This window comes from Streptomyces sp. NPDC055400, from assembly GCF_053644375.1.
This window is the reverse complement of the sequence record NZ_JBSHLM010000005.1, coordinates 534,107-553,742: the sequence shown is the minus strand read 5'-3', so window position 1 is coordinate 553,742 and position 19,636 is coordinate 534,107. Positions and strand designations below refer to the sequence as shown.

General features: G+C 72.1%; 19 protein-coding genes. 12 read left to right on the top strand and 7 right to left on the bottom strand.

Features of this window, described 5'->3' with window-relative positions:
- Window positions 1-21 precede the first annotated feature (21 nt).
- A complete protein-coding gene (locus tag ACWIGU_RS16690) occupies window positions 22-957 on the bottom strand; it encodes an SDR family oxidoreductase (protein WP_454401496.1) in 936 nt (311 codons plus the stop codon).
- Between the two features lie 195 nt (window positions 958-1,152).
- Here ACWIGU_RS16690 and ACWIGU_RS16685 point away from each other — a divergent pair, with 195 nt between their 5' ends.
- The 11 genes from ACWIGU_RS16685 to ACWIGU_RS16635 all read left to right on the top strand — a co-directional run bounded on the left by ACWIGU_RS16685 (window position 1,153) and on the right by ACWIGU_RS16635 (window position 12,606).
- Window positions 1,153-2,127, top strand: a complete 975-nt coding sequence (locus ACWIGU_RS16685; RefSeq protein ID WP_454401494.1) for an NADPH:quinone oxidoreductase family protein — start codon at window positions 1,153-1,155, stop codon at window positions 2,125-2,127.
- A complete protein-coding gene (locus tag ACWIGU_RS16680; RefSeq protein WP_454401492.1) occupies window positions 2,124-3,311 on the top strand; it encodes an acyl-CoA dehydrogenase family protein in 1,188 nt (395 codons plus the stop codon). The genes ACWIGU_RS16685 and ACWIGU_RS16680 overlap by 4 nt, the downstream gene beginning before the upstream one ends.
- Entirely contained in the window at window positions 3,308-4,399 is a 1,092-nt protein-coding gene (locus ACWIGU_RS16675; RefSeq protein WP_454401490.1) for an acyl-CoA dehydrogenase family protein, read from the top strand. Before ACWIGU_RS16680 ends, ACWIGU_RS16675 begins: the two co-directional genes overlap by 4 nt.
- 128 nt (window positions 4,400-4,527) lie before the next feature.
- Entirely contained in the window at window positions 4,528-6,129 is a 1,602-nt protein-coding gene (locus ACWIGU_RS16670; protein ID WP_454401488.1) for an ABC transporter substrate-binding protein, read from the top strand.
- A 23-nt stretch (window positions 6,130-6,152) separates the two neighbouring features.
- A complete protein-coding gene (locus ACWIGU_RS16665; protein WP_454401486.1) occupies window positions 6,153-7,118 on the top strand; it encodes an ABC transporter permease in 966 nt (321 codons plus the stop codon).
- Window positions 7,111-7,977 (top strand): ABC transporter permease, encoded by an 867-nt coding sequence (locus ACWIGU_RS16660; RefSeq protein WP_454401484.1) that lies wholly within the window; start codon window positions 7,111-7,113, stop codon window positions 7,975-7,977. The genes ACWIGU_RS16665 and ACWIGU_RS16660 overlap by 8 nt, the downstream gene beginning before the upstream one ends.
- Window positions 7,974-8,942: an ABC transporter ATP-binding protein gene (locus tag ACWIGU_RS16655; RefSeq protein ID WP_454401482.1), complete on the top strand. Its 969-nt coding sequence runs from the start codon at window positions 7,974-7,976 to the stop codon at window positions 8,940-8,942. Before ACWIGU_RS16660 ends, ACWIGU_RS16655 begins: the two co-directional genes overlap by 4 nt.
- The gene (locus tag ACWIGU_RS16650; protein ID WP_454401480.1) at window positions 8,935-9,600 is read left to right on the top strand and encodes an ABC transporter ATP-binding protein; all 666 of its coding nucleotides are present in this window, start codon (window positions 8,935-8,937) and stop codon (window positions 9,598-9,600) included. The genes ACWIGU_RS16655 and ACWIGU_RS16650 overlap by 8 nt, the downstream gene beginning before the upstream one ends.
- Window positions 9,601-9,765: 165 nt before the next feature.
- Window positions 9,766-10,623 (top strand): phosphatidylinositol-specific phospholipase C/glycerophosphodiester phosphodiesterase family protein, encoded by an 858-nt coding sequence (locus ACWIGU_RS16645; RefSeq protein ID WP_454401478.1) that lies wholly within the window; start codon window positions 9,766-9,768, stop codon window positions 10,621-10,623.
- A gap of 116 nt (window positions 10,624-10,739) precedes the next feature.
- Complete coding sequence (locus tag ACWIGU_RS16640; protein WP_100593056.1) at window positions 10,740-10,934, top strand: hypothetical protein; 195 nt, start codon at window positions 10,740-10,742, stop codon at window positions 10,932-10,934.
- Window positions 10,935-11,034: 100 nt separating this feature from the next.
- Entirely contained in the window at window positions 11,035-12,606 is a 1,572-nt protein-coding gene (locus tag ACWIGU_RS16635) for a hypothetical protein (RefSeq protein ID WP_454401476.1), read from the top strand.
- Window positions 12,607-12,682: 76 nt separating this feature from the next.
- On the opposite strand, the gene ACWIGU_RS16630 is transcribed toward ACWIGU_RS16635, so the two are convergent.
- The 5 genes from ACWIGU_RS16630 to ACWIGU_RS16610 all read right to left on the bottom strand — a co-directional run bounded on the left by ACWIGU_RS16630 (window position 12,683) and on the right by ACWIGU_RS16610 (window position 17,004).
- Window positions 12,683-13,915 carry a phosphodiester glycosidase family protein gene (locus tag ACWIGU_RS16630; protein ID WP_454401474.1) on the bottom strand — a complete coding sequence of 411 codons (1,233 nt, stop codon included), beginning with the start codon at window positions 13,913-13,915 and terminating at the stop codon, window positions 12,683-12,685.
- Window positions 13,916-13,989: 74 nt separating this feature from the next.
- Entirely contained in the window at window positions 13,990-14,349 is a 360-nt protein-coding gene (locus ACWIGU_RS16625; protein WP_454401472.1) for a DUF779 domain-containing protein, read from the bottom strand.
- Window positions 14,350-14,431: 82 nt separating this feature from the next.
- The gene (locus tag ACWIGU_RS16620) at window positions 14,432-15,247 is read right to left on the bottom strand and encodes a dienelactone hydrolase family protein (RefSeq protein WP_454401470.1); all 816 of its coding nucleotides are present in this window, start codon (window positions 15,245-15,247) and stop codon (window positions 14,432-14,434) included.
- A 51-nt stretch (window positions 15,248-15,298) separates the two neighbouring features.
- Entirely contained in the window at window positions 15,299-15,856 is a 558-nt protein-coding gene (locus ACWIGU_RS16615; RefSeq protein WP_454401468.1) for a hypothetical protein, read from the bottom strand.
- A gap of 128 nt (window positions 15,857-15,984) precedes the next feature.
- Window positions 15,985-17,004, bottom strand: coding sequence for an AraC family transcriptional regulator (locus tag ACWIGU_RS16610; protein WP_454401466.1), 1,020 nt, complete (start codon window positions 17,002-17,004; stop codon window positions 15,985-15,987).
- A gap of 70 nt (window positions 17,005-17,074) precedes the next feature.
- Here ACWIGU_RS16610 and ACWIGU_RS16605 point away from each other — a divergent pair, with 70 nt between their 5' ends.
- The gene (locus ACWIGU_RS16605; protein ID WP_454401464.1) at window positions 17,075-18,640 is read left to right on the top strand and encodes a flavin-containing monooxygenase; all 1,566 of its coding nucleotides are present in this window, start codon (window positions 17,075-17,077) and stop codon (window positions 18,638-18,640) included.
- Between the two features lie 230 nt (window positions 18,641-18,870).
- On the opposite strand, the gene ACWIGU_RS16600 is transcribed toward ACWIGU_RS16605, so the two are convergent.
- Window positions 18,871-19,572 (bottom strand): GntR family transcriptional regulator, encoded by a 702-nt coding sequence (locus ACWIGU_RS16600; protein WP_454401462.1) that lies wholly within the window; start codon window positions 19,570-19,572, stop codon window positions 18,871-18,873.
- Window positions 19,573-19,636: the final 64 nt, after the last annotated feature.

Here is a 19,636-nt window from a genome sequence, read left to right as displayed (position 1 = left end):
GGCTATATGGCCGACCACCCCTCACGGTCCCTCCTGGAACGGCCTTCTCCCCAGCTGTTCCCGCACGGTCACCACGGGCGGGCTCACCAGCCCGCGTCGCTGCCAGTTCGCCCCGTCCACGGCGAGCGTGTGGCCGCTGATGAATCGGGCGTAGGGGGAGGCGAGGAAGGTGGCGGCCCAGCCCAGCTCGCGGGGCGCGCCGACGCGCAGGGCGGGCTGCCGGGCGTCATGCTCACCGTGGCCCGCCTCCGGGCTGAGGTTCGCGCGGATGTCCCCCGTCATGTCCTCGTGCGGCATGAGCCCCGGCACGAGGCCGTTGACCTGGATCCCGTACGGGCCCCACTCCACGGCCAGCGTCTCCACCAGGTTCTTCACGCCCGCCTTGGCTGCCGCGCTGTGGGCGAAGCCGGGGCCGCCCGTCCACGCGTACGAGGCGCCCACGGCGATCACCGAGCCCGGCGTGCCCGCCGCGAGGTGTCTGCGGCCGAACTCGCGGGTCATGTAGAAGGTGCCGTTGAGGGTGATGTCGACGACAGTACGCCACGCGTTCGGGCTCATGTCCTCGGCGGGCACGGGGAAGTTGGCGGCCGCGTTGTTGACGAGTACGTCGGGGGTGCGCCCGTGCGCCGCCTCCGCCGTGTCGAAGACCTCGGAGATGCGGTCCGGGTCCCTGATGTCGCAGACGGCGGCCGTCACCGTGCCGCCGTCGCCGCTCACCTCCGCCAGTTCCTCGAGCGCGGGCTCCAGATGCGCGGCCCGGCGGCTCACGATCATCACGTCGGCGCCGAGCCGTGCGAACTCGGCGGCGACGGCCTTCCCGAGACCCGTCCCGCCACCCGTGACCAGGACCAGGCTTCCCCGGTACGTTCCCGCCGGGAGCGCCGTCGTGCCGGCCGGGGGAGGGGCGGGCAGCCCCCGCGGTGTCGTCGCGCGGGCGGGGCCGGTCGAGTCCGTCATGCCGTATCGATACCGCGTGGACGCCGAAAGCTCCATGCCTGCGACGCTGCCTGCGGCATCGCCTGCGACATCGTCTGGGACGAGCCCGCGACGGCGTGCGCGAAAAAGGGTCCCCGGCCTGTTCCCAGATCTCCAAGCGACCGCTTAGTATGCGAGCGAGCCCGGTAAGACGAAGAAGTCCCGTGGAGGCCCCGCATGCAGGCATGGCAAGTGCACCGGAACGGCGAGCCGAGCGAGGTGATGGAGCTCGCCGACGTCGAGCGGCCCGTCCCCGGCGACGGCCAGGTCCTGCTCAGGGTGCGCGCGGCGAACATCAACTTCCCCGACGCGCTGATGTGCCGGGGCCAGTACCAGGTGCGGCCGCCGATGCCGTTCACGCCCGGCGTGGAGATCTGCGGCGAGACCGAGGACGGCCGGCGCGTGCTGGCCAACCCCGCGCTGCCGCACGGCGGCTTCGCCGAGTACGCCGTGGCGGACGCCGCCGCCCTGCTGCCCGCGCCCGACGCGCTCGACGACGCCGAGGCCGCGGCCCTGCACATCGGCTACCAGACCGGCTGGTTCGGCCTGCACCGCAGGGCGCACCTCCAGGCCGGCGAGACGCTCCTCGTGCACGCGGCGGCCGGCGGCGTCGGCAGCGCCGCCGTCCAGCTCGGCAAGGCGGCCGGCGCCACCGTCATCGGCGTCGTCGGCGGCGAGGAGAAGGTGAAGGCGGCCCGCGATCTCGGCTGCGACGTCGTCATCGACCGCCGCGCGCAGGACGTCATCGCCGCCGTGAAGGAGGCCACCGGCGGCCGGGGCGCCGACGTCATCTACGACCCGGTCGGCGGCGAGGCGTACACGCAGTCCACGAAGGTCGTCGCCTTCGAGGGCCGGATCGTCGTCGTCGGATTCGCGAGCGGCACGATCCCCAGCCCCGCCCTCAACCACGCCCTGGTGAAGAACTACGCGATCCTCGGCCTGCACTGGGGCCTGTACAACACCAAGGACCCGAAGCTGGTCGCCCACTGCCACGAGCAGCTCACCGAGCTCGCGGCGCGCGGCGCGATCAAGCCGCTGATCAGTGAGCGCGTGCCGCTGAGCGGCGCCGCTGCGGCCGTGCAGCGCGTCGCCGACGGCGTCACCACCGGCCGCGTCGCCGTGGTGCCCGGGCACGAGGGGGCGGGCGCATGACCGACGCCGCCGAACTGCGCCGCCGCACCCAGGAGTTGCTGGCCGCGTATCCGCCGGCGACCACGGACCGTACCGACTTCCTGAAGGCCCGCTTCGACGCCGGTCTCGCGTGGGTGCACTATCCGCAGGGCCTCGGCGGGCTGGGTCTGCCGCGCTCGCTCCAGGCCGTCGTGGACGCCGAACTCGCCGCGGCGGACGCACCGGACAACGATCCGCGCCGCATCGGCATCGGCCTCGGCATGGCCGCCCCGACGGTGCTCGGCTTCGGCACCGGCGAGCAGAAGCAGCGCTTCCTGCGCCCGCTGTGGATCGGCGAGGAGGTGTGGTGCCAGCTGTTCAGCGAGCCCGGCGCGGGCTCCGACCTCGCGGCCCTCGGCACCCGCGCCGTGCGCGACGAGGCCACCGGCGACTGGGTGATCAACGGCCAGAAGGTGTGGACGTCCGGCGCGCACGCCGCCCGCTGGGCCATCCTCATCGCCCGCACCGACCCGGACGTGCCCAAGCACCGCGGCATCACGTACTTCATCTGCGACATGACCGACCCCGGCGTCGAGGTGCGGCCGCTGCGCCAGATCACCGGCGAGGCCGAGTTCAACGAGGTGTTCCTCACCGATGTCCGCATCCCGGACGCGCACCGCCTCGGCGAGATCGGCGACGGCTGGAAGGTCGCGCAGACCACGCTCATGAACGAGCGCGTGTCGATCGGCGGCTCCCGTATCCCGCGCGAGGGCGGCATGATCTCCGCGGTCGCGAAGACCTGGCGCGAACGCCCCGAGCTGCGCACCCACGACCTGCACCAGCGGCTCCTGAAGCTGTGGGTCGAGGCCGAGGTCGCCCGCCTCACCGGCGAGCGCCTGCGCCAGCAGCTCGTCGCGGGCCAGCCGGGCCCCGAGGGCTCCGGCATGAAGCTCGGCTTCGCCCGCCTCAACCAGGAGATCAGCGGCCTGGAGATCGAACTCCTCGGCGACGAAGGCCTGTTGTACGACGACTGGACCATGCGCCGGCCTGCCGTCGTCGACTTCCTGGCCCGGGACGCCGGGTACCGCTATCTGCGCGCGAAGGGCAACAGCATCGAGGGCGGGACGAGCGAGGTCCTGCTCAACATCGTCGCCGAACGCGTCCTCGGACTGCCGTCCGAGCCGCGCACCGACAAGGACGTCGCCTGGAAGGACCTCGCGCGATGAGCGATCTGCTGTACACGGAGGAGGAAGAGGCGCTGCGGTCCGCCGTGCGCGGCCTCCTCGCCGCCCACTGCGACGCCGCGTCGGTGCTCGCCCGCGTCGAGACGGACGAGCCGCACGACCGCGCGCTGTGGAAGTCCCTGGCCGAGGGCATGGGGCTCGCGGGCCTGCTGATCCCCGAGGAGCTCGGCGGCCAGGGCGCGACGCACCGCGAAGTGGCCGTCGTACTTGAGGAGTTGGGGCGCTGCGTCGCCCCCGTTCCCTATCTCACCAGCGCCGTCGTCGCGACCGAGGCGCTCCTCGACTGCCCGGGCGACGAGGCCTCCGCGCTGCTCGGCGCACTCGCGTCGGGCCGTACGGTGGGCGTGCTCGCCGTGCCCCTGTCGACCGCGCCCGGCCAGGCCTTCACCGGTGTGCGGGAAGAGGGCGGCCGGCTGGAAGGGCAGGTCACCGGTGTCGCCGACGCGGCGGCGGCCGATGTGCTCCTCGTACCGACGAGCAGCGGCCTGTACGCGGTCGATGTCACCGACGACGGCGTCACCGTCGAGGCACGGACGTCCCTCGACCCCACCCGGCCCGTCGCCACGGTCACCTTCACCGGTGCACGCGCAGGTGTGCTGAGCGACAACGCCGTCCCGGCCGTCCGCCGCGCGCTGCGTGCCGGAGCGGGACTCCTCGCCTCCGAGCAACTCGGCCTCGCCGACTGGTGCTTGACGGAGACGGTCCGCTACACGCGCGAGCGCCACCAGTTCAACCGGCCCGTCGGCTCCTTCCAGGCGCTCAAGCACCGGCTCGCCCAGGTGTGGCTGGAGGTCGTCGGCGTCCGCGCCGCGGCCCGCAGTGCGGCGGACACCCTCGCCGCCGGGAGCGACGACGCCGATGTCGCGGTGGCGGTCGCCCAGGCGTACGCCGGACCCGCGGCCGTCCATGCCGCGGAGGAGGCGCTCCAGCTGCACGGCGGCATCGGCATGACCTGGGAGCACCCCGTCCACCTCTACCTCAAGCGGGCCAAGGCCGACTCGATCGCCCTGGGTTCCGCGGGCAGGCACCGGGAGGAGCTGGCCGAGCTGGTCGACCTCCGGGCGCCCTGACACGGGTCCGATGCCAGACATGACACCGGGTCCGAGACCGGGCCTGATACCGGGTTTTACCTTCCCTTGACGAGATGGCATTATTGCGACTCGTTCGCAATAAGAGTTGATCTTCAATAGGGGTGGGCATGGCGGTCAGGTCGGCACGAGGTGCGACAGCGGTGGCGGCGGTCGCCGCATGGTCGGTGACCGCCGCGGCCTGTTCGGCGCCCGGCGGGGCGGGTGAGGGCGGCAAGGGGCGGGCGGGGTCGAGCGCGGTCGTGGGCATCGCCTACGAACCGGACACGCTCAGCCCGCTCCTGGGCTACGGCAAGGACGGCAACTCGAAGATCTTCGACGGGCTGCTCACCCACGACGCGGACATGAAGCTCCAGCCCGCGCTCGCCGCCGCCCTGCCGAAGGTGAGCGCCGACGGCCGCACGTACACGTACAAGCTGCGCGACGGCGTGCGGTTCAGCGACGGGAAGCCCTTCTCGGCCAAGGACGTCGTCTTCACCTACGAGACGATCCTCGACAAGAAGACCAACAACGCCTCCAAGACGGAGCTCGACGCCGTCGACACGGTCGAGGCCAAGGGGGACGACACCGTCGTCTTCCGCCTCAAGTACCCGTACGCCCCGTTCGCCGAGCGCACCGTCCTGCCGATCGCGCCCGAGCACATAGCGGGCAGGCAAGATGTCAACACCGGCGACTTCACCACGAAGCCGGTCGGCACCGGGCCGTACACGCTCGTGAAGTGGTCCAAGGGCGAGAAGCTCACCTTCAAGGCCAACCCCCGTTACTGGGGCGGCGAGCCGAAGGTCAGGAACTTCACCATGGCCGTCATCAAGGACGACGACGTGCGCGCCACCCGGCTGCGCTCCGGCGACCTCGACGGCGCCATCCTGCCGCCCGCCCTCGCCGCGACGTTCAAGAGCGACGGCGACAAGAAGACATACGCTGCCCGCACCTTCGACTACCGCGTCGTGACCCTGCCCACCGGCAACAAGGTCACCGGTGACACCGCTGTCCGGCGCGCGCTCGACACCGGCGTCGACCGCAAGGCCATGGTCGGCTCGATCCTCGACGGCGCGGGCAAGGAGGCGTACGGCCCGGTCCCGACCGACAGTCCCTGGTTCACCAAGGGCACCGAGCGCACCCAAGACCTCGCGAAGGCCAGGAAGATCCTCGACGACGCGGGCTGGAAGGCAGGCGGGGACGGGATCCGCGCGAAGGACGGCGTCCGCGCCTGCTTCCCGCTCTGGTACCTGACCGGCGACAAGCTCCGCCAGGACCACGCCCTCGCCTACGCCTCCGACGCGAAGAAGCTCGGCATCCAGATCAAGGTCGAGTCCGGCACCTGGGAGGTCATCGAGCCGCGCATGCCCAAGGACGCGGTCCTCGCGGGCGGCGGCTCCCCGGCCGACCCCGACTTCGACCAGTACACGCTCCTCAGGTCCTCCCTCGCGGGCGACGGCTTCAACAACATGGCCTGGTACGACAACGCGCGCGTCGACAAGGCGCTCGACGCGGCCCGCAGGACCGACGACCGCGCCGGGCGCAAGGCCGCCTACGACACGGTGCAGCGCGAACTCGTGAAGAACCCCGGCTACACCTTCCTCACCCACATCGACCACCTCTACGTCGTCGGCGACCGGTTCGGCGACCTCACCACCCAGGTCGAGCCCCACGACCACGGCCTCGCCTCCGGCCCCTGGTGGAACGTCGAGAAGTGGCAGCCGGCCGCGTGAAGCGGCGGCTCCCCTGGGGGCCGATGGCGCGCCTGACAGGACGGCGGATCCTGTTCGCCGTCCCGGTCCTCGCCACCGTGACCTTCGGCGTCTTCGCCATCGCCGCCGCGTCCCCCTTCGACCCCGTCAAGGCCTACGCGGGCACCGCCGGACTCACCGCCTCGCAGGACGACCTCGACCAGCTCCGAGCCAACCTCGGCGTCGGCCGGCCCTTGGTCACCCGCTGGTGGGACTGGCTGACCGCCGCACTCCAGGGCGACCTGGGCGACTCCTCCGTACTGCGGCAGCCCGTCGCCGACGTCGTCGGCGGACGCATCGGCTGGTCCGTCCTGCTCGCCGCCACCGCGTTCCTCGCCGCCGTCCTGGTCGGCACGGCACTCGGCGTACTCGCGGCGCGACGTCAGGGAGGACGGCTCGACCGGACCGTCACCGCGGTCGCCTACACCCTCGAAGCCGCGCCCCCGTTCTGGCTCGGCCTGCTCGCCGTCTGGCTGTTCGCCCTGAAACTCGGCGCACTCCCGGCCGGCGGACTCACCGACACCGGCAGCACCACGCTCACGGCAGGACAGGTCGCCTCGCACCTGGTGCTCCCCGCCGCCGTCCTCGCCGTCTCGCAACTTCCCTGGTTCGTCCTCTACGTACGCCAGGGCGTGGGCGACGCACTCGAGGAGGACCCCGTCCGCGGGGCGCGCGCACGCGGACTCGCCACGCGCACCGTCCTGACCCGCCATGCCCTGCGCTCCGGAATGCTGCCCGTACTGACCCTCATCGGCTCCCGCGTCCCCGAACTGATCACCGGCGCGCTCCTGGTGGAGACCGTGTTCAGCTGGCCGGGCATCGCCGCGGCGACCGTGCAGGCCGCGACATCGGTGGACTTCCCGCTGCTCGCCGCGCTGACCGTGCTCGCCACGCTCGCCGTCCTCCTCGGCAACCTGGCCGCCGACCTCCTGTACGGACTCGCCGACCCGAGAGTGGGATTCGATGGCTGAACTCACCTGGCGCACCTGCGGCGGCGCGCGCCGCTCCACGCGCGCGTGGCGGGTCCGCACGTCCGCCGTCCTCGTCGCGGCGGTCGTCCTGGCCGTCCTCGTCGTGCCGCCCCTCGCGCAGGTCGACGAACAAGCCGTCGACCTCGCCGCCAAGCTCCGGCCCCCTTCGTGGGCCCATCCGTTCGGCACCGACGACGTGGGCCGGGACCTGCTGCTGCGCTGTGTGTACGGGCTGCGCGTCTCCCTCCTCGTCGGGGTCGTCGCCGCCGTAGTGGCGACCGTCATCGGCACGGCCGTGGGCGCGCTCGCGGGCGCCGTCGGCGGCTGGACGGACCGGGTCGTCATGCGGCTCGTGGACGTCTTCTCGTCGGTGCCGCACCTGCTCCTCGGCATCTTCATCGTCGCCATGTTCCGGCCGGGCGTGTGGCCGGTCGTCGTCTCCGTGGCGCTCACGCACTGGCTGTCCACGGCCCGTATCGTGCGCGCCGAAGTGCTCTCCCTGCGCGCGCGGCCCTACATCGACGCGGCCGTGTCCGGGGGCTCTTCGCGGTGGCGGATCGCCGTGCGCCACCTGCTGCCGGGCGTCCTTCCGCAGGCGGTGCTCGCCGCCGTGCTCATGGTGCCGCACGCCGTCTGGCACGAGTCCGCCCTGTCGTTCCTCGGTCTGGGCCTGCCCACGCACCAGGCGAGCCTGGGCACTCTCGTGCAGTCCGCGCGGGGTTCGCTGCTCGCCGGGGACTGGTGGCCGACCCTCTTCCCCGGCCTGTTCATCATCGTGCCGACCCTGGCGATCGCGGGCCTCGCGGGCGCCTGGCGGGAACGGCTCAATCCGCGCCGCCGATCGGAGCTCATGCTTTGACCGAGCCCCAACCCGTGCTGTCCGTAAGAGACTTGTCTGTGCGCTTCCGCATGCGCGACGGCGCGTACGTCCAAGCCGTCAGCGGCGCATGCTTCGACCTCGCGGCGGGCGAGTGCCTGGCCCTCGTCGGGGAGAGCGGATGCGGCAAGTCCGTGCTCGCGTCCGCCCTCCTCGGGCTGCTCCCGGGCAACGCGGAGACCGCCGGGTCCGCGTTCGCCGGAGACCTCGACCTCCTCGCCGCCGACGAGCGCACCCTGGCCCGCACCGTCCGCGGCCGCCGCGTCGGCCTCGTACCGCAGAGCCCCGCCGCGCACCTCACCCCTGTACGGACCATCCGGTCCCAACTGGAGGAGATCGTACGTGAGTTGACCGGATTGCGCCGCGGGCCACGGCTGCGGGCCGCCGCCGAGGAGGCGGCGGAGCGCGCCGCGTTCCCCGCCGGGCATCTCGACCGGCACCCGCACGAACTGTCCGGCGGGCTCGCCCAGCGGGCCGCGACCGCGCTGGCCCTGGTCGGCGGCGCGCCCCTGCTCCTCGCCGACGAACCCACGACCGGGCTCGACCGCGACCTCGTGGACCGCACCGTCGACGAACTGCGCCGCCACATCGGGGCGGAGCGTGCCCTCCTGCTCATCACGCACGACCTCGCGGCGGCCGAACGGATCGCCGACCGCGTGGCCGTCATGTACGCGAGCACCATCGTCGAACTCTCCGACGCCGCCGACTTCTTCGGCAGCCCCGGGCCCAGGCACCCGTACGCACGCGGCCTCCTCGACTCGCTGCCCGACCGCGGGTTCACGCCCATTCCCGGGATGCCGCCCGAACTGCGCGCGCTCCCGGCCGGCTGCGCGTTCGCCGCGCGCTGCGACCGCGCCACCGGCACCTGCGGGACCCGGCCCGCGCTCGCGGACGGCGTGGCCTGCCACCACCCCGCGACCGTGCCGCTGGAGGCGCCGCGTGCTTGAACTGATCTCCGTCACCGCCGGGTACGAGCGCGGCAGCCCCGTCGTGCGGAACGCCGGCCTGACCATCGCCCCCGGTGAGGCCGTCGGGCTCCTCGGGCCCAGCGGCTGCGGCAAGTCCACGCTTGCCCGCGTCGCCGCCCTGCTCCACCGCCCCGACTCCGGCCGCGTCGTCATCGACGGGGTGCCGGCCCGCGGCTGGCGCCATCGCGCGCCCCGCGAGCAGCGCACCGCGTTCGGCGTGGTCTTCCAGCAGCCGCGCCTGTCCGCCGACCCGCGGCTGCGCCTCGCCGACCTCATCGCCGAGCCGCTGCGGGCCTCCGGCCTGAAACCGGACGATCGTGTCGGCGAGCTGGCCGCCACCGTCGGCCTGGGCGCCGACCTCCTGTCGCGGCGACCCCACGAAGTCAGCGACGGACAGCTGCAACGCGCCTGCCTCGCCCGGGCCCTCACCCTGCGCCCCCGCTGGCTGATCTGCGACGAGATGACGGCGATGCTCGACGCGTCCACGACGGCGGCCCTGGTGGGCGTCGTGGAGGACTATCGCGCGCAGACGGGCGCGGGCCTGCTGGCCGTGGGCCACGACCGGCTTCTCCTCCAGCGCTGGTGCGGCCGGACGGTGGAGTGGGACGCGCTGGGCTCCGCCGGAGACGGCAGGTGATGAACGAGGGGCGGTCCGCCCCCGCCCGGCAGCCTGTCATTCACCCTGAGCACCCAGGTGAACGCGGCATGCAGGTCCGGCCAACTCCCTTCTTGGTAGCGCCCATTGAGGCGTACGGGACCTCATACTCGCTGAGGCCCGTACGGCATTCTCCGGGAGGAACACATGGCCCATCTCACCCGTCGCAGAGCCCTCACGACCCTCGCCGCGGCGGTCACCGCGACCGTCGCCGTGCCCGGGTACGCGCAGGCGTCCGAGCGGGGACGCGGCCCCCGCCCCCTGCTGCGCGCCCACGCACACAACGACTACGAGCACCCGCGGCCCCTCCTCGACGCCCTCGACCACCGCTTCGCCAGCGTCGAGGCGGACATCTACCTCGTCGACGGCGAGCTCCTCGTCGCGCACGACCCGATCGACCTCGACCCGAAGCGCACCCTCGCGGCGCTCTACCTGGAGCCGCTCGCGGCCCGCGTCAGGGCCGACCACGGCTCCGTGTACCGGGGGTACCGCACGCCCCTGCAGCTCCTCGTCGACATCAAGACCGAAGGCGCGGCCACCTACCTCGAACTCGACCGCCAACTGCGCGGCTACCGCAACCTGTTCACCACGTACGCACACGGCCGCGTACGCACCGGCGCGGTCACCGCGGTGATCTCCGGGGACCGCGCCGCCCGCGAGCCCATGGAGCGGCAGCGAGCGCGCAGCGCGTTCTACGACGGCCGCCTCACCGACCTCGGCGCCGCCGCGCCCGCCTCCTTCACTCCGCTCATCAGCGACAACTGGGCCAACAACTTCACCTGGCAGGGTGCCGGGCCGATCCCGGCCGCCGAGCGCGAGAAGCTGCGTTCCATCGTGTCGGCCGCCCACCGGGAGGGCCGCCGCGTCCGCTTCTGGGCGACGCCCGACGTCGCGGGGCCCGAGCGCGACGCCGTGTGGGGCGAGTTGCTCGCTGCCGGTGTGGATCACCTCAACACGGACGACCTCGCGGGTCTCGAAGCGTTCCTCGACGCCCACGAGAAGTAGGCGCCCGCCGTCACATCACTCGTTCGGCGGACACGTCACTCGCCCGGGCGCAGCCTTCGCTACGCCACACTTGCGGCCGAAAGCCGCGGTGTTGGCGTGGCGGAGGAGGTTCGGCGATGTCCCTGTCGATTTCGGTCGTGCTGCTGCTTCTGATCCTGGCGGTGGTCTTTCTGCGCAACGGCGCGATGAAGATCTCGCACGCGATGGTCTGCGTGCTGCTGGGATTCCTGCTGGCCGGCACGAGTATGGCGCCCACTTTGCACAACGGCCTGACGGCTACGGCGGGGATCGTGAGCAGTCTGCATCCTTGATCCATCGGCCGTGGCCCACGGGTCCGTTGATCGTTTCGGGTTCGTGAACAACACTCATGTATGCATGGACACTTCAAGAGCGTGACCTTAGCTTCGCGCCATGACGAGCAGAGCTCTGAGCCGCGCCCTCGCCCTGACCATGACGATCGCCGCGGCCGGTGTCGCCTACCCCGCCCAGGCGGACGACATCCCCAAGGCGCCCGGTCACCGGCTCGTCGAGCAGTACGCGGGAGCGCCCGCACAGGCGCGCCCCGTGCCGGGTCAGGCGCCGCCGCAGCACCCGTATCTCGCGGCGAACGGCCGAAGCGGCATGCACGCGGACGCGGCAGGCAGCGGCACGTACCCCTGGAGCGGGCCGCTGGGGAACGAGCCCGCGGTGAGCAGCGAGAAGATGGCCGCGCTCGGCGGCGAATGCGCGACGGTGACCTTCGACAAGGACGGCCGCGTCGTCACCGTCTGCGGCACGTTCACAGGGTTCCTGGTGAAGCTGCTCGACCCGCACTCCCTGAAGACCCTCGCCGAGTACAAGCTCCCGCAGCGCCCGTCCACCGTCGAGGCCATCACCCGGCTCGACTTCTCGAAGATCTTCAAGGACACCTCGGGCGGCGCCTACTCGTACCTCGACAACGAGGACCGGCTCGTCCTCGCCGACTCGCGCCAGCACATCATCAGGCTCGCCCACGAGCAGGCGGCGGACGGCAGCTGGCGCTTCCGCGTGACCGACGACTGGGACCTGACGGGGCAGGTGCCGCACGACTGCGTGAGCTGGACGAACCTCTACCCGAGTGGTACTTGTGACCCGGTGACGTCGGTGATGCCCGACTGGCAGGGCCGCGTCTGGTGGGTGACGAGACAGGGGCGCGTCGGCACGGTCGACCCGGCAGGCGGGACGATCAAGTCGGTCCAGCTGCCGGGGGAGGAGATCCAGAACTCCTTCTCGGTCGCCGAGGACGGCGTCTCGATCGTCTCCGACCACGCCCTCTACAGCTTCGAGGCGGCGGCGGACGGTACCCCCAAGGCCGTCTGGCGCCAGACGTACGACCGCGGCACGGGTACCAAGCCCGGCTCGGTGAACCAGGGTTCAGGCACCACACCCGACTTGTTCGGCGCGGGCGAGGACTACGTCGCGATCACCGACAACGCGGACGACCGCATGAACATCATGGTCTACCGCCGCGGCCGCGACGTCCCCGACGACCGGCGCCTCGTCTGCAAGGTCCCCGTCTTCGGCTCCGGCGCCTCCACGACGGACAACTCCCTGATCAGCTACGGCAACAGCCTCGTCGTCGAGAACAACTACGGCTACGAGAACGTCACCTCACTCACCTTCGGCCGCTCAGTCGTGGGCGGAGTCACTCGGGTCGACGTGCGCAAGGACGGCTCGGGCTGCGACACCGTATGGGAGAGCAAGGTCCGCTCCCCCTCCACGGTCCCCAAGCTCTCCACCGCGAACGGCCTCCTGTACTTCTACACGAAGGACCCCAACTCCCTGGGCATAGACGCCTGGTACCTCACGGCAGTCGACTTCCACACGGGCGAACCCCGCTGGAAGCAACTGGCGGGCACGGGAGTCGCCTACGACAACAACTGGGCCCCGGTCACGCTCGGCCCGGACGGAACGGCGTATGTGGGGGTCTTCAACGGGCTTGTGGCGGTGCGTGACAGGGGGTGAGACGCGCGGCGCCGGCATCGGCGGAGGGCTGCGAGCAGCCCTCCGGGACGAGATCCTGACCGTGCGAGCGTGGATCTCAGCGTCGCGAGAAGACCCCGATCCCGTTCGCCACGGCACGCTCCGGGGGGTCCGTCGGGTGGTTCCTCACGGTGGTCGTCGCGGCGCCCGGGTCCCTCGTGACCAGGGTGGACGATCCGCCGCCGTCCAGGCTGAACGCGTCGTCCGCGCCCAACTTGCGCATCGCGTCCGCCACTTCCGCGATGGTCAGGCCGGTGCGGTACTGCGGGGCGCCGTCCAGGGCCAGGAGGAAGAGGCGGCGGCCGTCTGCCGTGGTGCCCGCGGCGGTGCGGACCGCGGCCGTCTTCGCGTCGAGGCCGGGCAGCGGTGCGCCGTCCCGCAGTACGGGGTAGCCGCCGACCGCGAACTGGTAGGGAACGTGCGACGAAGCCGCCACCAGGCGGTGCCTGATCTGGACGGGGTCGCCCGCCGACAGCTTCCGCAGCTCCTGCGCGCCCGCCTCGCGCCCGACGAGCACAGTGGCGCCGGACGCGATGGGCCCGCTGCCGGGTGTGTCGGCCGATGACACGACGCGGCCGTGCCGCACCGTCACCTCGTACGTGTCCGTGCTGCACGGCGCGGCCCGGTTCGTGTCGGTGCCGCACGTGGCGCGCACCCGCGACACGGCGCCCCAGTCGGAGGTGAACGCGCCGACCGAACCGACGGGCAGCGCGTACTGGTTGAGGCCGCCGAGCGGCAGCCGCCGGCCGTCAGCGGTGACCGAGCCGTCGAGGGCCATGCGGTCGAGCCGGACGCGGTGGTCGACGCCCACGCCGAGCACGTCCTCGGTAGTGGTGCCGGGCGGGAGCGCGGGACCGAAGCGCTGGCCGTCGGGTACGGCGGCCTTGAGCGTCCGGCCGCTCGCGACGGCCGGACCGACGGAGGCACCGGTGGCCTCCACGCCGGGGTGCTGGGACTCGGTGATGTTGAAGAAGTCGCCGTTGACGCCGCCGACGGCGCCGCTCTCGTCGGCCAGCGAGGAGACGGTGGCCCGTCCGCCGACCGCGTCCGGGTGCAGCAGATCGACCCGCACGCGCGCGTCGCGCAGATCGACGCTCAGCACATGCGCGTGCGTCAGGCCCTTCGCCGCGGGGATGTCGAACTCCTCGTACGTGACGCCCGCGGCGATCGAAGTGCCGCCGCCCTCCGCGCCACTGGCAGGCGCCGCCCCGGCGAGGACGGTGCCGGCCAGCGCGCCGAAGGCGGCACAGGCCGCGAGGGCCGATCTGTAGCGTCCGTCGCGATGTCTCACGTGACCCCCAGCTGTCCGCGTAACTCACCTCTGACACAAGGGAGTTCACCAGACGCAGAGGGGCGCGTCGATGGCTAGGCGCCGACCAGCCGGGAACGGATCAGGAAACGTACGCCTTCGGGTGCTTCCAGGGAGAAGCCGCTGCCACGGCCCTCGACCACGTCGACGATCAGCCGCGTGTGACTCCACACTTCGAACTGGCTCTTCGACATCCAGAACGCGACCGGCTCCGCGACGCCCTCCACGGTCAGGGACGCGAGCCGCACATCGCTGCTGCCCGTGCGGAACTCGCCCTCCGGGTAGCACATGGGGGCACTGCCGTCGCAGCATCCGCCGGACTGATGGAACATCAGGGGCCCATGGGCCGTCCGCAGCCGCCGCAGCAGATCGGCGGCCGCAGGGGTCAGCTCCACACGCGGGGCCTCGTCACTCACGGCAGGCTCCTTCCGTAGGACGGTGTCGCGGAGCCACAGTCAACTCCGCGCCACGTTGCAGGAAGGTTGCGCCCTGCGACAGCTAGGAAACCTCTGAAACCAGCCGTTCGCGCAGGAAGGACACGACGCGTTCGCGGGCGGCGAGTGCCGGGTTGCCCGGCTCCTCGCGCACCTCCGCGGTGAGCACCGCGTGCGCGGCCTTGGCGAAGCCGCCCGCGTTGCCCGGCGACGAGTCCAGTTCGATGACCTCGAACGCGTCACCGAGATGCTCGCGCAGCGTGCGGAACCGCTGGGCGGGCACCGCCCTGTCCTCGCTGAAGCGCAGGCCGAGCACGCACAGACCGGATTCCTTGGAACGGCTGACCACCGTGTCGAACTCGGCCCGGGACAGGCCCGGGTCGACCCGCCGCGCCCCGCTGACCGGGAACGGCACCGACGGCTGGCTGAGCACCGGCGCGAGCACGACGTCGTCCACCGCGGCGGCGAGCGCGAAGCCTCCGGTGAAGCACATGCCGATGACGCCGACCCCGGGACCCGGTGTGCGCGCCGCGAGATCGCGGGCCAGCGCGCGCAGATAGTCCGCGATCGGCCGGCGCGCGTTCGTGGCGAAGGCGCGGAACTCGGAGGCGACGCAGAGCCGGGCCATGACCTTGAGGGCGTAGCCGACGGACTCCTCGCGGCCCGGCTCGCCGAACGGGGACGGGATCGCGACCGTGAACCCCTGCTCCACCAGATGGCCGGCGAGGCCGAGCACGGCTGGCGTGATGCCGGGGATCTCGGGGATCAGTACGACGCCGGGGCCGCTGCCCTTCTCGTACACGTCGTACGTCAGCCCGGCGCCCGTGAACGGCGCCTTCTGCCAGCCAGTGAGATCAGAGGTCGGTGCCGAACCGGTCACGAGGCTTCTCCTTGGACTCGAGTGAGCAACGAACGGGCGTGGCCCACGATCTCACGCGGCGAACGCCGAGATCTTCAGTGTGTCCGCAAGGACCTGCCACACCGCCAGAGCGACCAGCCCGCTCACCACACTGCAGCCGTTGGTGCACGTCGTCGCCTCGTCGTACCAGGCGCGCACGGTCAGGAAGTGCATGCCGAGGGTCCGCGAGAAGGAGAACCGGATGTGGAGACCCGCGCCGAGGCTGTGTCCCGGCAGCGTGGTGATCTGGAAGTAGGTCCTCCCGACGCGCTCGACGGACACGGGGTTGTCGCCCACCAGCGAACACCGGTCGCCCTGCCGCACCGGACCCCGGCAGCCGCTGCCGCTCACGGGGAACAGCCAGAAGTGGTGCGTGAGCTGGGACCGGACGTCGTGCGGGGTGGTGAAGGGATGCAGCCCGAGGGCGAAGTTGTACTCGTACAGCCAGTTCACCCCCGAGCACGGGTACGCGTCGGTGCCGCACTCCGCGCGGCGGCTCTCGGCGTGGGCGGCGGGCACCTGCGGCCCGGTGACGAGGACGCTCCCCAGAACGACCGCCAGCACGGCCCGCGCCCACGTGCGACGCCGCATGCGCACTCCCTACGTCCTCACGGCCGGATCAACCTCGTAAAGCACCATAAGTCGGAAGAGACGGAGGCGGGCGACGCGCTGTGTCAGTCGGCCCAAGGGGCGCGGCGCTCGGCGCAGGGACCGCTCGCTCACGAGTCCGTCAGCGATCCGGGCCGGCCCAGGCGGATCGCACGGGGTGTGGTGCCCCACCAGCGACGGCAGCAGCGGTTGAGGGCCGACTGCTCGGAGAGGCCGAGGAGCAGGGCGACCTGGCCGAGGGGGAGGTCGGTGCCGGTGAGGTAGCGGTGGGCGGCGGTGCGCCGCTCCTCGTCGACGACCTCGGCGAACGTCGTGCCCGCGGCGCGCAGCCGCCGCTGCAGGGTCCGCGGATGGACATTGAGGAGCCCGGCGACCGCCCCGATCTCGGGCGACGACGTGCCGAGCGACTGCTCGACGACGGCCCGGACGCTGCCCACGACGTCGGACGGCTCCCTCGGCAACTGCTCGTCGAGGTACGCGAGCGCGAGGTGGCGCAGCTGCGCGTTGGTGCCGCCGAGGGACCGGTTGGCCAGGCTCAGGGGGACGCGCAGCAGCGCCGCGGGGCGGTCGCCCTTGACGGGTACGCCGAAGAACTCCTCGTACACGGACAGCGGGGCGAGCAGGGGGTGGGGGAGTTCCACGGAGCCCAGTCCGTACGGGCCGACCAGATATCCGATGGCCCTGTGCGTGAAGCCGAGGGAGAGGTCGACGCCCTGCGGCGGCGCGACCACCCCCTCGCGCACGCCGTAGCGCAGCGCGGCCATCCCCGGCGTGCCGTACGGATCGGGTTCGAGGCTGAGGCTCACCGAGCGGGCGTGCACGAAGAGGTAGCGGGTCGTGCACTCCAGGGCGGCCCCGAGGGTGTCGGAGTTCTGGATCGCGAGGGCCAGGGCGCCGAGCATGCCCAGGTCCTGCCGGGCGGCGATGCGCAGCCCGAGGTCGGCGCAGCCGAGGTCCGCGGCGGCGAGTTCGAGCACCGCCGCCATCGCCTCCTCCGGCACCAGGAGGTCGTCCACGTCGAGCGCGGCCGGCGGGCAACCGGCCTGCCGGGCGTACGCGTCGGCGTCACCGCCGAGCTCCGCCACCGTGGCGCGGAAGCCGCGCAGCCCCGCCGATCTGATCACGGACATGTCGTCCAGGGTCAAAGATCTGTCGTCCCAGGTCAATTCCTGCGGGCTGTGGTTCCCGACACTGGAAAACATGACGCACACCGCAGACTCCAGCACAGCCGGCTCCGGGGCCCCTGCCGAGCACATCGACGTGGTGATCGTGGGCGCCGGCCTGTCCGGTGTCGGCGCCGCGTACCGGCTGGGGACCGAGTGCCCGGAACGCTCGTACGCGATCATCGAGGCGCGGCAGTCCATGGGCGGGACGTGGGACCTGTTCCGCTACCCGGGCGTGCGCTCGGACTCCGACATGTTCACACTGGGCTACCCCTTCAAGCCCTGGCGGGACCGCAAAGTGCTCGCCGACGGCGGATCCATCCTGAGCTACATCAAGGAGACGGCGGCCGAGTTCGGCATCGATCGCCGGATCCGCTACGGCACCAAGGTGCTCGCCGCCGACTGGTCGACCGAGGCGGCCCGCTGGACCCTGACGCTGGAGCGCACCGACGAGGACGGCCACCGCACGCTGTCCACCGTCACCTGCGACTTCCTCTACTCCTGCGCGGGCTACTACGACTACGACAAGGGGCACACCCCCGAGTTCGAGGGCGCCGAGTCGTTCTCCGGCACGGTCGTGCACCCGCAGTTCTGGCCCGAGGACCTGGACTACGCGGGCAAGCGCGTCGTCGTGATCGGCAGCGGGGCCACCGCCGTCACGCTCGTCCCCGCGATGGCGCGGAGCGCCGCCCACGTCACCATGCTCCAGCGCTCCCCCACCTGGATCAGTTCGCTGCCCTCCCGCGACAGACTCGCCGACGGCATCCGCGCGGCCCTGCCCGCGGGAGCGGCCCACCGGGTGGTGCGCAGCAAGAACATCCTGTTCACCATCGGCGTCTACCAGTTCTGCCGGCGCAGCCCGAAGGCGGCGCGGCGCGTGCTCACCAGGCTCAACAAGCGCATCGTCAAGGACGACCGGCTGGTCGACGAGCACCTCACGCCGTCGTACGACCCGTGGGACCAGCGGCTGTGCGCGGTGCCCGACGCGGACCTGTTCAAGGTCCTCAACTCGGGTGACGCCGACATCGTCACCGACCACATCGACCGCTTCGTCCCCGAAGGCATCCGCCTGAAGTCGGGCCGCGTCGTGGAGGCCGACATCATCGTGTCCGCGACCGGACTCAAGCTCCTCGCCTTCGGCGGCATCGCGCCGCGCGTCGACGGTGAACCCGTCCCCCTGAACCGGCAGTTCGTGTGGCGCGGCGCGATGATGACCGGCGTCCCCAACTTCGCCGTGTGCATCGGCTACACCAACGCCTCCTGGACGCTGCGCGCCGACCTCACGTCCCGGCTGGTGTGCAAGGTGCTCAACCACATGCGCCGCCACGACTACGCGGCCGTGGAACCCAGGCCGACGGGCGCTCTGAACGAGCGCCCGCTGCTCGACCTCGCCTCCGGTTACGTGAAGCGCTCCATCGACGCGTTCCCCCGCCAGGGCGACCGCAGCCCGTGGAAGGTCCGGCAGAACTACGTGCTCGACGCCGCGTCGACCATGCGCACCAACCTCCACCGGACGCTGGCCCCCACACCGGCGTCCACGGTCCGCGCGGCCCGCGGCCGCATGGGCAAGGAGCCGGTCGAGGCGGCGACGCGCGGGCGCTGAGGAGCCGCCGTCCCGGGTGCGGCACGGTGACGCGCCCCGGCCGGAAACTCCTGGATCCCGGTAGCCACCGCCTTCGCCGCGATGGCGCTGGTCAGCGCGGTCTGCCTCGCCGCGTTCCGGCTCCCCGGCAAGGAGCGCAAGGCGTCCCGGCAGGTCCAGCGGGGGTGGGGGAGCGGCGGGACCAGCGGGAGCGGGTGAGCCGGGGGCGAGTGCCCCCGCGTCCCCGTTGCTCAGCCTCCGTCGGAGAGCTGCGTCGCCGCGTCGGAGAAGTAGCGCAGCGCCGAGTCGCGGGTGCCGGCCACGTGGTGGCGGGCCAGGTCCTCCGCGCGGGCCGCGTCTCGGTCGTGGATCGCCGCGTACAGACGCTCGTGCTCCCCGCACATCGGATCGCCGTCGTTGAGGTCGGAGGTCAGTCGGAAGAGCCGGCGCAGCCGCGCGTCCAGAGGTGCCATCAGCTCCTGGAGGAGCGGGTTGCCCGACGCCTCGACGATCTGCTGGTGGAAGTCCGCGTTGTGGGCCACGGCCCGGCGCAGCCGCCCGGCGTCGGACGCCCTGCGACTGCGCGCCAACAGCCGCTCCATCGTGCGTAGTTGGGTGGTCGTCGCATGGCGCGCCGCGAGTCCCGCCGCCAGGCCTTCGAGGTTCTCGCGGACGTCGAAGAGGTACGTCGCGTCCTGTGCGCCGAAATTCGTGACCACGGAGCCGCGTCTGGCCTGCACGGTCAGAAAGCCCTCCCGTTCGAGCCGCTGCATGGCTTCCCTCAGCGGGATGCGGGAGACGCCCAGCTGGTCCGCCAGCTCGCGCTCCACCAGTCGCATGCCCGCCGGGAAGGTCCCCTCGATGATCCGCTCGCGGAGTTCCACGTAGACCCGTTCTCTCAGGGACTGGTGGGTCTCACCGATCGTGGGGCGGCGGTCAGCGCGGGTGGTCATCGAGTCCTCTCCAGTGGCGAGCGGGCACGGCCGTGACCGCCCCGAGGGTGCTCCTGATCATCGC